Consider the following 12,047-nt stretch of genomic DNA (forward strand, 5'->3'; position numbering starts at 1 on the left):
TGTACCGTATGAAGTCGAGCCCCTTTATCGTTTTTTTCCTTTGGATGCTACTGGTTCCTGCACAGCATCAGGACAAGGTTGACTTCATTCACGCAAAGGTTTTTGTAGAACCTCTTCCCCAAGAAAAGAAAGTTAATGGTAAGGTCACATACAGTTTTGAAGTGCTCAAAGATGTGGATTCCATCTTCATGGATGCCCATGGGATGGATTTTTCTTCCGTATTGCTTGATGGAATAGTGACGACCTTCCACAATTCTGGAAAAGCGATTATTGTGGATCGGAAATTCAAAAAAGGAGAGATGCACACCTTGACATTGGATTATGCTGCACAACCAAAACAGACGGTTTATTTTTTAGGGTGGGATGATGATACGCCGGCAAATGATGAAATTTGGACCCAAGGACAAGGAAAGTATACCAGCCATTGGCTTCCCAGTTTGGATGATATGAACGAAAAGGTCGAGTTTGACCTTAGTTTTCTGGTGGAGCATGATTATCCTGTCATCTCCAACGGGAAATTGATAAACAAAGACACCCTTCAAGAAACGGGAAACTACTTTTGGCAATTTGATATGGAACGTCCCATGAGCAGCTACTTGGTAGCTTTTGCCATTGGGAATTTTGATAAAAAAACGGTTCATTCAACATCAGGGATTCCAATAGAACTATATTATGAACCTAAGGATAGTTCAAAGGCAGAACCAACCTATAGGTACACCCGACAGATCTTTGATTTTTTGGAAAAGGAAATAGGAGTTGCCTACCCCTGGCAAAATTACAAACAGGTACCTGTGCAGGACTTTTTATATGCGGGAATGGAAAATACCGGGGCCACTATTTTCTCGAACACTTTTGTTGTGGATTCCGTGGCTTTTTTGGATAAAAATTACGTAAACGTCAATGCTCATGAACTTGCGCACCAGTGGTTCGGAAATCTGGTAACGGAGCAGAGTGGGAAGCACCATTGGTTGCACGAAGGTTTTGCCACCTTCTATGCTTACCTAGCGGAAAAGGATATTTTTGGAGATGATTATTATTACTGGCATTTGTTGGAAACTGCGGAGGCTTTGTCCAATTTCTCTGATGATGGAAACGGAGAGGCACTCACCGATTCAAGTGCCGGAAGCCTCACTTTTTATGAAAAAGGCGCTTGGGCGCTATGTGCATTAAAAGAACGGGTAGGGAACGACAATTTTAGAACTGGAATAAAAAACTATCTGACCACTTACGCTTTTCAAAATGCTACCATTCCTGAATTTATATGGGAAATGGAAAAAGCTTCGGGAGTAAACCTATCGGACTTTGAGGAAACATGGCTGCAAGAGCCGGATTTACCTTTCGACGCGGTGAAATCCTTCCTGAAAAAGAAAAATGTCTCCATTGAAACGTATTTTCGAATAAAGGAGAAAGCAAAGCAGCAACCTCTCTCTGTCAACATTGAGGTTCAGCAAGAATGGGACGATTGGGATTCTGATTTGCTCAAGCAACGGATTATTATGGACTTTGGACATGGGCTTCCCACAGAGTTTCTACAAAAAGTCCTTGAACAGGAGAGTATGCTGGTCAGACAGGCCGTTATTCGCATCTTGGAAAATATCCCTCCCGAACTTCAAATGCAGGTTGAGGCCCTTTTGGACGATCAAAGTTACGTGACCATGGAATTGGCCTTATATCGATTATGGACTGATTTTCCATTGAAAAGGGAACTGTATCTGAACGCAACGGATGGAATTTGTGGCCTCCCCAGCAAAAATGTTCGATTATTATGGTTGACGTTGGCTTTGATCACTCCGGACTACAACGTAGCATCGAAACCGGACTTTTTTGCAGAGTTAAGTAATTATACCAGTCCACAGTACCATTTCGAGGTACGTCTGCTGGCATTTCAGTATTTAAAGAATTTGGGAGCTTTCAACGACACAACGCTCAAAAACCTAATTGAAGCCTGTGGTCACCATGTATGGCATTTCAAGAAATCGTGCAGAAAAATTTTGCAGGAATTTTTGAAAACCGATGCGAATGTGGACCGTGTGGAAGGACTTTATCCTCTGTTGGGTGTTGAAGAAAAAAAATATTTGGACAAAACATTGGGAAGATGAGAGCACTTGTCATTTCTGGCGGAGGAAGCAAAGGTGCCTTTGCCGGTGGTGTCGCCCAATTTTTAATAGAGGAGGCCAAGCATCAATATGACCTATTTGTGGGCACATCAACCGGAAGCCTTCTAATTTCCCATTTAGCCCTCAACAAATTGGATAAAATCAAGGAAATATACTCCTCCGTCAATCAAGAGAGCATTTTCAGTAATTGCCCTTTTATCATTAAAAAGAAGCATGGTGTGGAAACCATTGCCATTAACCATTGGAATGTGGTCAAGAATTTCATTCAAGGCAAAAAAACTTTTGGCGAGAGTGAAAACTTAAGAAAACTTATCCGTGAATCCATCACCCGAGAAGAGTTTGATGCATTGAAAGAAGGTATCAAGGACGTAGTGGTCACCGTATCCAATCTTTCATTGAATCAAGTGGAGTACAAATCCATTAACGATTATGCGTACGAGGAATTTTGCGATTGGATTTGGATTTCGTCCAATTATACGCCTTTTATGAGTTTAGCAAGGCGAAATGGCTGTGAATATGCCGATGGCGGTCTGGGGACTCTAGTACCCATTGAAGAAGCATTGAGACGCGGTGCCACGGAGGTGGACGTAGTTGTGTTGCATACAGAGGTGAACTACTTGAACCGTATGCCAGTTCGAAACCCCTTTGAGTTGATTACTACCATATTCGGCTTCATGTTGGACAGGATAGAAAACCAGAACATCAGAATAGGCAAGTTGGTGGCCAATCAAAAAGATGCCATCATCAATTTTTACTATACCCCCACAATATTGACCACGAATTCGTTGATTTTCAACAAAGAAAGAATGACCCTCTGGTGGAAAAGAGGCTATTTATATGCCAAAAATAAAAATGAAGAGACCAGTCCCATTGACCCCGAACATCAAGAATAGCTTGCTAGTTCCAAAGGTCGCTCACTTCCTTTTTTACAAAAGCCAATGCCGTATTGGAAGGAGCTTGTTTCTCCATGGTTTGGTTTAAAATGTCCTCCCTTAATTTATCGGGGGATTCCGTTTCGCTCATTCCAGCGGAACGAATGATTTGGATGGTGGCATTTTTGGCGGCTTTTATAATATTCCAACACTCATCGGACATGTAGATTTGCTGGGAAAGATTGTGCTCAAATTCGGTTTCAATTTGATTGATCAACAGATTCTCGTAATCACTTTTATTTTTACCCTTTGGAGCGACGCGAACCACAAGGTTATTAATAGCAATACGCTCTAGAAAAAGTGCCATACGCTCATAGGCCTGCAGTCTGATCGGAAGAGTATCCTTTTGGGAATCTTTATGAAGTAAAAAACGTCTCCTTCCGTCCTCATTACGGGTATGCAGTCTGAAAAAATAGAAAGCGATGGCCCCGGTTACAACGGCGGGCAATAAATAGGCAAAAAGCTGAAGGATGTCATCTCCACTCATAGGATAGTTTAGTTTTTGTTGATTTTACACAAATAAGAACGTGCCAAAACTTTAAAAAGTATGGTCTGTCAAGAATTGAACGGCTAGATTCTCATTGCGCAATCTTGACACTGTTCTTCGCTTGGGCATAAAACGCTCTGTAATCCGGCTGCAATTTTATGTTGATCCCCTCTCGAAAATTACCATCCTTGGCAGAAAGGTCTAGTTTATCGCTTGGAACATTCAATGTGCCAACCAGCTCCTTGGCGACCGCTGCAACTTGATCAAAAGTCGGTCCGAACTCCCCGGTAATATTTAGTCCTTCTATTTCGGTGGTGAAATTGGGGTTGGCCATGATCACTTTGGCAACATTGGAGAGCCAGGCCTTTCCTTCTTCCGTAAATTCTGAGCCAGTATCGGAGCCAAAAAGCCCTTTTACACTGTTTGATATTACGATGATCCCTTCAGAAACATTCACCTTGGCATTTTCCCCCAAGGTTTGTTTAATTCGTGTTAGCGAAACGATGGCCGTTGAGTCGTTGGCAGAAATCATATCGTTGATACCACTCAGCTGTTTTTCCTTTTGAGCCAGCGCTGACATGGCACTGTTCACGTTCTTCGTATTCTGTTTGGAAAGCTCCGAAAAGTTGCCCAAATTCTTTAGTAAAGTGGCATTGGCATCCCGAAGCCCCACATTTTCAGCCTCCAGGGTTTCCGCCTTGGCAGTACTGGATGATATTTCGCGTTTGGCCTCAGCAAGTTGTTGCCCTAGGCTGTCCAGTTCCGTGCGTAGATTGTCTATTTGGGCAATCAGCTCGCTCTTACGTTGCGAAAATGAAAAGGCGGACAAGCACAGAAATGTGATTAGGAGTAGATTTTTTTTCATAAGTAGTCTTATTATTTGGTGTTTGATTTTAATTTCACCAAAATTAGGAGGTTTTTTAATACCTAAAAACCGTCAAGCAGTAAAGAACAAACCATTATTCTTGTTTTCAACAGAAAACCACTGTAAAACCCGGCTGATGACTCAAGCACATCACATATTCAAATAATCCAACGCCAAATGGGTCATGGTCTTCACACCCAACAACAACCCACTGTCATCAATTTTGAAATCAGGAGTGTGATGTGGATACGATTCTGTGGTGCCTGGGGCCATTCCACCCAAAAAGAAAAAGAATCCTGGTACCTTTTCTTGAAAATAACTGAAATCTTCAGCCCCAGTTATAGCTTTGTGTATCACTACATTTTCCTTTCCAGCAACTTTTTCAAGCGTCGGAGCCATTTTGGCGGTCAAGTCAAGGTCATTGAAGGTTATGGCCGTGGAGGTGAATATTTCCAGCGTGGCATCACCACCATAGGCTTTGGCAATGGCAGGAACCATTTCTTCCATCCTTTTGTTGATGAATTTTTGCATGTCGTAGTCCAAGGTGCGTATGGTCCCGATCAGTTCTGCGCTTTCTGGAATGATGTTGGACCGAACGCCGCTTGTAATTTTTCCAACTGAGATAACTACAGCTTCATTTGTCAACTCCGCTTCACGACTAATAATGGTCTGTAAGCCATCTATGATTTTGGCACTGATCAAAATAGGGTCAACACCGCCCCAGGGTTGAGACCCGTGGGTTTGCTTTCCTTTTACGTTGATTACGAAGCGTTGTGCAGAGGCCATGCTGCCTCCTGGTTTATATTTTACAGTGCCGACTGGGGTTTGGGAGTTGATGTGCAATCCGAAAATGGCATCAACATCCGGATTTTGTAGCACTCCTTCCTTTACCATTAGGGCAGCACCACCTTCTTCACCTGGCGGTGGACCTTCTTCGGCGGGTTGAAAGATAAATTTGACTGTTCCCTTTATTTTGTCCCTGTTTTTAGAAAGCACCTCAGCAACCCCCATCAACATGGCCGTATGGGTGTCGTGACCGCAAGCATGCATAACACCTACATCTTTTCCCAAATATTCGGAGGTGACCGTTGACTTGAAGGGTAAATCGTTTCTTTCGGTTACCGGTAAGGCATCAATATCCGCCCTAAGCGCCACCACTTTACCGGGCCGGTCTCCTTTTAAAAGTCCCACAACACCTGTATGCGCAACACCAGTTTGAACCTCTAGCCCTAAGGATTTTAAATGGGCAGCAATTTTTTCAGCGGTTTTGAATTCCCTGTTGCTCAATTCCGGGTTTTGGTGAATATCACGCCTCCATTCGACAACCTTGCTTTCTATGGCCTTAAAATCTTTTTCCAGATTTGAATCTTGTGCCCAAAAGCTAATGGTTGTAAAGAATAGGGCTATGAAGATAGTTTTGTACATAAATGTTGATTTAGAATTTTATAAGTTGATAGTCTTTATTTTGATATTGGATTAATGCCGTCATGGCCGAAAGGGCCATTTGGGTCCCCGGAATTAAATCTTCTTTGGGGAAATTTCTTGATTTGGAGGACTGTCCGCAAAAAATCACCTCAACTCCGGCTTCCATCAAAGCTTCCATCATGCCTAAGTTTGGATTGTCCACGCCGTACCTTTTGCGATAGGCACTGTTATGGGTAATGTCTTTCGAAGCTTTGTTATGAACGACCAAGGCTACATTAAGCTGGGCTAGGGGAACACCAGCCTGTGCGTGCATGTTTAAAAAACGTGCTGCGGTTTCAATCCAAGGATTGATTTCGGAATGTGACTCAGGACTGTTCATAATGTCAAAGACCACGTTGAATTCGGCGTCGGTGTCGGTTTTGAAATCTAGATTTTCAATGGCCCAAACCGCCCCATAATTATGGATGACCGGTCCTGTTTCTTTCTCTTGGCATATGCCTATTAAGGGAACCAATAGAAAAAGGAAAATAGAATGGGGGATAAATTTCATATGTAAAGTTAGTTCTGGTCCTAAATATATTCAAATTCCACATAAAACGCATTTGCTGTTCAAAAGTATTGAAAGGAACGTTTTAGGATAACCCTATTATTGGCTAATTTCACCCTTACTTTTAAAAACGAGAGGGTTGGATTCTTTTTTGGACGAACTTAATGATGCGCAACGGGCTCCTGTACTTCATAAGGAGGGACCGTTAATGGTTATTGCCGGGGCAGGTTCGGGAAAAACCCGGGTATTGACCTATCGTATTGCGCATTTAATGCAAGAGGGTGTGGATGCATTCAACATATTGGCCTTGACCTTTACCAACAAGGCAGCGCGAGAGATGAAAAAAAGAATTGCCAACATCGTAGGGGAGTCGGAGGCAAAAAACCTTTGGATGGGAACATTCCATTCTGTGTTTGCCAGATTGCTACGCTATGATGGCGACAAATTGGGATACCCCAGTAATTTTACCATCTACGACACCCAAGATTCACAACGGCTGATTGCCTCCATCATTAAAGAGATGGGGCTCGATAAGGACATCTACAAATACAAACAGATTCAGCATAGAATATCATCCTACAAAAACAGTTTGATCACGGTAAAGGCCTATTTTCAAAATCCGGAATTGGTGGAAGCGGATGCCATGGCAAAGAGACCAAGATTGGGAGAAATCTATCAAAATTATGTGGACCGATGTTTTAAGGCAGGGGCCATGGATTTTGATGATCTGTTATTGAGGACCAATGAATTGTTGACACGATTCCCCGAGGTTTTAATGAAATACCAGGACCGGTTCCGCTATATTTTGGTTGATGAGTACCAAGATACCAACCACTCACAATATTTGATTGTTAAAGCATTGGCAGACCGTTATCAAAATATTTGTGTGGTTGGTGATGATGCACAAAGTATTTATTCCTTTCGAGGAGCCAACATCAGTAATATCTTGAATTTTCAACGGGATTATGAGGATGCCGCGGTATATCGTTTGGAACAGAATTACCGTTCCACCAAGAATATTGTCAATGCAGCCAATTCTATCATTGCCAAAAACAGGGACCAACTGCAAAAAGTGGTTTGGACCTCCAATGATGAAGGGAACAAAATAAAGATACATCGCAGCATAACTGATGCGGAAGAGGGCAGATATGTGGCCAGCTCCATTTTCGAAACCAAGATGCAAAAACAACTCCAAAATGGAAGTTTTGCAGTGCTATACCGAACCAATTCCCAGTCGCGTTCCATTGAGGATGCCTTGCGAAAACGAGATATTCCCTATCGGATTTACGGCGGACTTTCATTTTATCAACGCAAGGAAATCAAGGATGTTTTGGCGTATTTGCGATTGATTGTCAACCCAAAGGACGAAGAGGCCTTGAAGCGGGTCATCAATTTTCCGTCGAGGGGAATCGGGCAAACAACGGTTGACAAGCTTATTGTGGCAGCCAATCATTATGGGCGTTCCATTTATGAGGTGATGGAGAACCTGGATAAGCTTAATTTGAACATCAACGCTGGCACTAAACGAAAGCTTGGGGATTTCGTGACCATGATCAAAAGCTTTCAAATCATGAATGAGGGCTCCGATGCCTTTACGTTGGCCGAACATGTGGTCAAAAAAACTGGACTCATTCTCGAGTTTAAAAAGGATGGTACTCCAGAAGGTGTTGCCCGAATGGAAAACATTGAGGAACTTTTGAATGGTATCAAGGATTTTGTGGAAGGTCAAAAAGAATTGGCTGATGCTACAGGAGCGTTGTCCGAGTTTTTGGAAGATGTGGCTTTGGCCACCGACATGGACAAGGATGTAGGGGATGATGACCGCGTTGCGCTGATGACCATTCATTTGGCCAAAGGATTGGAGTTTCCGTATGTTTATGTTGTAGGGATGGAAGAAGACCTGTTTCCTTCCGCCATGAGCATGAATACCCGAAGCGAATTGGAGGAGGAACGACGGTTATTTTATGTGGCTTTGACCCGAGCGGAAGAACAGGCCATACTCACCTATACCCAAAACAGATATCGTTGGGGAAAATTGATTGATGCCGAACCCAGCCGGTTTCTAGAAGAAATTGATGAGAAATATGTGGAGAACTTGACTCCAGTGGATGATGGGTATCGTTACAAATCCATAATCGACGCCAATATTTTTGGCGAGGTGGACAAAAGTAAGTTACGCCAGATCAAACCTAAAAATGGTACGCCACCGACAATTCAACGCCCCAATGAACAACAATTGCGTAGGTTGAGAAAATTGAAACCAGAACTTTCCAAACCAGTGAAGAACACCAATGATAACGACGTGGATTTATCAGAAGGCACCATGGTGAACCATACACGCTTTGGAAAGGGAAAAGTTTTGAAGATAGAGGGCGTGGGCAATGATAAAAAGGCCGAAATACAATTTGAACAAGGCGATGTGAAAAAATTATTACTTCGTTTTGCCAAGTTGGAGGTTTTAAAGTAAGAATAGATTTCCTGTAAAGAAGCTACTTCGAGAATTTTGAATATTTTTTGTGATTAATCGTATCCATCCAGAAAATTATGGCAGAGTTTATCAAACTATTTGAGGAAAACCCAAACCCCAGACAAGTGGCCAAGGTTTGCAATATATTGCGAAGGGGAGGGTTGGTAATTTACCCAACAGACACGGTGTATGGTTTGGGCTGTGACATTACCAATACCAAGGCACTGCAGCGGATAGCAAGAATAAAAGGGGTCAAGTTGGAAAAGGCCAACTGGTCATTTGTATGTGCCGATTTGAGCAATCTTTCTGATTTTGTCCGTCAAATAGACACACCTACCTTTAAGATTTTAAAACGGGCACTTCCAGGGCCCTATACCTTTATTTTGCCAGGAAGCAACAATCTCCCCAAAGATTTTAAGAGAAAAAAGACTGTGGGAATTCGGGTTCCCGATAATGCCATTGCCAGGGCCATAGTTTCGGAACTGGGAAACCCCATAGTCTCTACTTCCATTTATGATGAAGATGATGTATTGGAGTATACTACAGATCCTGAACTCATTTATGAAAAATGGCAGAATTTGGTTGATGTGGTCATTGATGGGGGATATGGTGGCAACGTAGCTTCCACGGTAATTGATTTATCGAAAGGGGAACCTTTAGTCGTCCGGGAGGGTAAGGGCAGTTTGGAAATACTCTAAAATTTGAAATAAAAAAAGCGGCCTTTTTGGCCGCTTTTCAATAAATTATTAAGGAACAAATTAGTTGCCTGAACCACCAATGGCAGGGTCTTTCATCCCTTCTTCAATCATGCTATAGAACTGATCGATTTTTGGAAGTACCACGATACGAGTTCTTCTATTTTTGGCTCTATCAGCAGCTGTGTCGTTGGAAACCAAAGGAACGTAGTAACTTCTTCCCGCTGCCGTCATCCTTGCAGGATCAACACCAAAGTCGTCTTGAAGTATTCTTACAATAGAAGTGGCTCTTTTGGCACTTAAATCCCAGTTGTCCAAAAGTACACCGCTTCGGTAAGGAACATTGTCAGTATGGCCTTCTACCATGAATTCAAAATCAGGCTTGTTGTTGACCACTTTGGCAACCTTGCCCAAAACTTCTTTTGCCGCATTGGTTACGTTATAGCTTCCGCTTCTGAACAGCAACTTGTCAGAAATGGAAACAAAGACAACACCTTTTTCAACACTTACTTCAATGTCCTCATCATCCAAATTGCCTAAAACACCTTTTAAACTTTGGACTAGGGCCAAGTTCACCGAATCCCTACGGGTAACGGCATCCTGTAGTTTTCTAATGGTCAAATCTTTTTCCCTTAGGCTTTCTAGAGATTTTTCAAGGTTTTCAGCACCTTTGGTGGTAAGGGTGGTTAAATTCCCCATATTGTTGATCAGCTCTTGGTTGTTGGCCTTCAGGAACGCATTTTGGTCCTCAAGCGTTTTCAATCTTGAATCCGCTGTGGCCTTTTCTTCCAAACAATCGTTGAGCTTAACGGTCGCGGAGTTCAATAAGTCTTGTGTTTCTTTGTGCTTGGCTTCCAAATCAGCATATTTCTTTTGAGATACGCATGAGGACAGTAAAACTGCCATCGCCAAACTTCCTAGAAGAATTTTTTTCATAGTTAAGAGTATTATTTTAATGGTTGTTAGAAATATCAAAGTAAAAAATACGAGCCAAAATTATTGAAAAAGCAAAGCTTGTGTATTTAGCTATCGTTAATCTTTTACTAAAATGTTAAAATTCTTTACCTGATGTACGAAATGAGACCACACTATGGACGTTGTGGCATAGTACTTTAATATAAAATTAGCTTTTTCCCGTTTTTTGAGCATGCTCATTAGATGTGAATAGTAACTCATATGCGCACGGAGCACCGCCCAGCAGTGGTCAAATCTGAATTGGAATAGAAAGCGTATTGCTGCAATGCCGTCCAACAGCAATCTAAGGATAACAATAGGGTATGCTTTTCTTCTGGGAAGATTTTTGGTGATGGAATACAAGGAATTTCTAAAGTTTAAAAATGTTTTCTTAGGGTTCATGTTGTCCAAGGTAGAACCACCAAGATGATACACGTGACTTTTACCCACATAATACACTTTATGCCCCCTGTTTTTGGCTCTCCAACAAAGGTCAATTTCTTCTTGATGGGCAAAATAGTCCTCGTCAAACCCTTGTAAAGACCAATAAACATCAGCCTTTATAAACATGCAGGCACCTGTTGCCCAAAATACTTCTTTGATATCATCGTACTGACCCTCGTCTTTCTCAAGGGACTGAAAAATTCTTCCACGGCAAAAGGGGTATCCCAATTTATCTATAAAACCACCGGCCGCTCCGGCGTACTCAAAGTAGTCCTTTCTTTTTAAGTCCAGAATCTTTGGCTGTATAATTGCTGCCTTTGGTTGGGATTGGAAGACCTCAAGAATTGGGAAAATCCAATTCGGGGTCACTTCCACATCAGAATTTAGAAGACAATAGATATCGGCTTCAATGTGCTTGAGACCATCGTTGTATCCCTTGGCAAAACCACCATTTTCAGCATTCTGCACAATACCTACCTTGGGAAAGTTCTTCTTTAGAAAGTCTACCGAATCGTCAGAGCTTGCATTGTCCACAACGTAAATAGCCGCTCCATTTGAATGGGCCAGGACCGACGGCAGGTACTTTTGAAGTAATTCCCTCCCGTTCCAATTGAGTATGACTACAGCAACTTTCAAAACGGGAGCAAATTAACGGCTAAAATCAGGAATTTCCTTCAAAAACAGGTATTTTTCGTTCTCAAAGTCCATTTTACAGCAATAGTGCTCCATCCCGTTGGTCACCATTAGATAGTCAGACTTCAAGGTATAGTTATATTGGGCTATTTGGTCAAACACATTTTGGGTTATTTTAACTTCGGGTGCTTTACATTCCACTAAGAGATGGAGACTTCCATCCGGTTTAAAAACCACAACATCATATCGCTTTTTCAACTTGTTGACCTTGAGTTGCTTTTCCACATTTATAAGACTTTTGGGGTACTTTTTAGTGAAAACAAGAAAATGAACCACATGTTGGCGAACCCATTCCTCGGGCTGTAATGACACAAATTTTTTGCGAATGCCATCAAAGATGTAGAGGCTATTTTCGTTACTTTTGAGTCGAAACGAATATTTAGGAAAGTTCAATGGTTGCATTGAACAAATTTGATGATTT

General features: G+C 42.1%; 11 protein-coding genes. 4 read left to right on the forward strand and 7 right to left on the reverse strand.

Features of this window, described 5'->3' with window-relative positions; genetic code table 11:
* Positions 1-8 precede the first annotated feature (8 nt).
* Both GTQ34_RS02830 and GTQ34_RS02835 read left to right on the forward strand, forming a co-directional pair.
* The gene (locus tag GTQ34_RS02830) at positions 9-2,099 is read left to right on the forward strand and encodes a M1 family metallopeptidase (RefSeq protein WP_166522241.1); all 2,091 of its coding nucleotides are present in this window, start codon (positions 9-11) and stop codon (positions 2,097-2,099) included.
* A complete protein-coding gene (locus GTQ34_RS02835) occupies positions 2,096-3,010 on the forward strand; it encodes a patatin-like phospholipase family protein (protein WP_166522242.1) in 915 nt (304 codons plus the stop codon). Before GTQ34_RS02830 ends, GTQ34_RS02835 begins: the two co-directional genes overlap by 4 nt.
* A gap of 4 nt (positions 3,011-3,014) precedes the next feature.
* On the opposite strand, the gene GTQ34_RS02840 is transcribed toward GTQ34_RS02835, so the two are convergent.
* The 4 genes from GTQ34_RS02840 to GTQ34_RS02855 all read right to left on the reverse strand — a co-directional run bounded on the left by GTQ34_RS02840 (position 3,015) and on the right by GTQ34_RS02855 (position 6,376).
* Positions 3,015-3,536, reverse strand: a complete 522-nt coding sequence (locus GTQ34_RS02840; RefSeq protein ID WP_166522243.1) for a DUF7935 family protein — start codon at positions 3,534-3,536, stop codon at positions 3,015-3,017.
* A gap of 91 nt (positions 3,537-3,627) precedes the next feature.
* The gene (locus tag GTQ34_RS02845; protein WP_166522244.1) at positions 3,628-4,401 is read right to left on the reverse strand and encodes a hypothetical protein; all 774 of its coding nucleotides are present in this window, start codon (positions 4,399-4,401) and stop codon (positions 3,628-3,630) included.
* Between the two features lie 150 nt (positions 4,402-4,551).
* Positions 4,552-5,826, reverse strand: coding sequence for an amidohydrolase (locus GTQ34_RS02850; protein WP_166522245.1), 1,275 nt, complete (start codon positions 5,824-5,826; stop codon positions 4,552-4,554).
* A gap of 10 nt (positions 5,827-5,836) precedes the next feature.
* The gene (locus tag GTQ34_RS02855; protein WP_166522246.1) at positions 5,837-6,376 is read right to left on the reverse strand and encodes a DsrE family protein; all 540 of its coding nucleotides are present in this window, start codon (positions 6,374-6,376) and stop codon (positions 5,837-5,839) included.
* A 136-nt stretch (positions 6,377-6,512) separates the two neighbouring features.
* Here GTQ34_RS02855 and GTQ34_RS02860 point away from each other — a divergent pair, with 136 nt between their 5' ends.
* Both GTQ34_RS02860 and GTQ34_RS02865 read left to right on the forward strand, forming a co-directional pair.
* Positions 6,513-8,840 (forward strand): ATP-dependent helicase, encoded by a 2,328-nt coding sequence (locus GTQ34_RS02860; protein WP_166522247.1) that lies wholly within the window; start codon positions 6,513-6,515, stop codon positions 8,838-8,840.
* 77 nt (positions 8,841-8,917) lie between these two features.
* On the forward strand, positions 8,918-9,538 hold the full coding sequence (locus GTQ34_RS02865) for an L-threonylcarbamoyladenylate synthase (RefSeq protein WP_166522248.1): 621 nt from the start codon (positions 8,918-8,920) through the stop codon (positions 9,536-9,538).
* Between the two features lie 60 nt (positions 9,539-9,598).
* Here the strand turns inward: GTQ34_RS02865 and GTQ34_RS02870 are convergent, their stop codons facing one another.
* The 3 genes from GTQ34_RS02870 to GTQ34_RS02880 all read right to left on the reverse strand — a co-directional run bounded on the left by GTQ34_RS02870 (position 9,599) and on the right by GTQ34_RS02880 (position 12,028).
* Positions 9,599-10,471 carry an OmpA/MotB family protein gene (locus GTQ34_RS02870; RefSeq protein WP_166522249.1) on the reverse strand — a complete coding sequence of 291 codons (873 nt, stop codon included), beginning with the start codon at positions 10,469-10,471 and terminating at the stop codon, positions 9,599-9,601.
* Between the two features lie 96 nt (positions 10,472-10,567).
* Positions 10,568-11,569, reverse strand: coding sequence for a glycosyltransferase family 2 protein (locus GTQ34_RS02875; protein WP_166522250.1), 1,002 nt, complete (start codon positions 11,567-11,569; stop codon positions 10,568-10,570).
* 12 nt (positions 11,570-11,581) lie between these two features.
* Complete coding sequence (locus tag GTQ34_RS02880; RefSeq protein WP_166522251.1) at positions 11,582-12,028, reverse strand: type I restriction enzyme HsdR N-terminal domain-containing protein; 447 nt, start codon at positions 12,026-12,028, stop codon at positions 11,582-11,584.
* Positions 12,029-12,047: the final 19 nt, after the last annotated feature.

The sequence above is a fragment of the Flagellimonas ochracea genome (assembly GCF_009903685.1).
GTDB classification, from domain to species: Bacteria; Bacteroidota; Bacteroidia; order Flavobacteriales; family Flavobacteriaceae; genus Flagellimonas; species Flagellimonas ochracea.

Coding starts and splice junctions, on each gene's coding strand:
- GTQ34_RS02830 (WP_166522241.1), top strand. CDS start 9: ATGAAGTCGAGCCCCTTTATCGTTTTTTTCCTTTGGATGCTACTGGTT.
- GTQ34_RS02865 (WP_166522248.1), top strand. CDS start 8,918: ATGGCAGAGTTTATCAAACTATTTGAGGAAAACCCAAACCCCAGACAA.
- GTQ34_RS02870 (WP_166522249.1), bottom strand. CDS start 10,471: ATGAAAAAAATTCTTCTAGGAAGTTTGGCGATGGCAGTTTTACTGTCC.
- GTQ34_RS02850 (WP_166522245.1), bottom strand. CDS start 5,826: ATGTACAAAACTATCTTCATAGCCCTATTCTTTACAACCATTAGCTTT.
- GTQ34_RS02855 (WP_166522246.1), bottom strand. CDS start 6,376: ATGAAATTTATCCCCCATTCTATTTTCCTTTTTCTATTGGTTCCCTTA.
- GTQ34_RS02880 (WP_166522251.1), bottom strand. CDS start 12,028: ATGCAACCATTGAACTTTCCTAAATATTCGTTTCGACTCAAAAGTAAC.
- GTQ34_RS02840 (WP_166522243.1), bottom strand. CDS start 3,536: ATGAGTGGAGATGACATCCTTCAGCTTTTTGCCTATTTATTGCCCGCC.
- GTQ34_RS02845 (WP_166522244.1), bottom strand. CDS start 4,401: ATGAAAAAAAATCTACTCCTAATCACATTTCTGTGCTTGTCCGCCTTT.
- GTQ34_RS02835 (WP_166522242.1), top strand. CDS start 2,096: ATGAGAGCACTTGTCATTTCTGGCGGAGGAAGCAAAGGTGCCTTTGCC.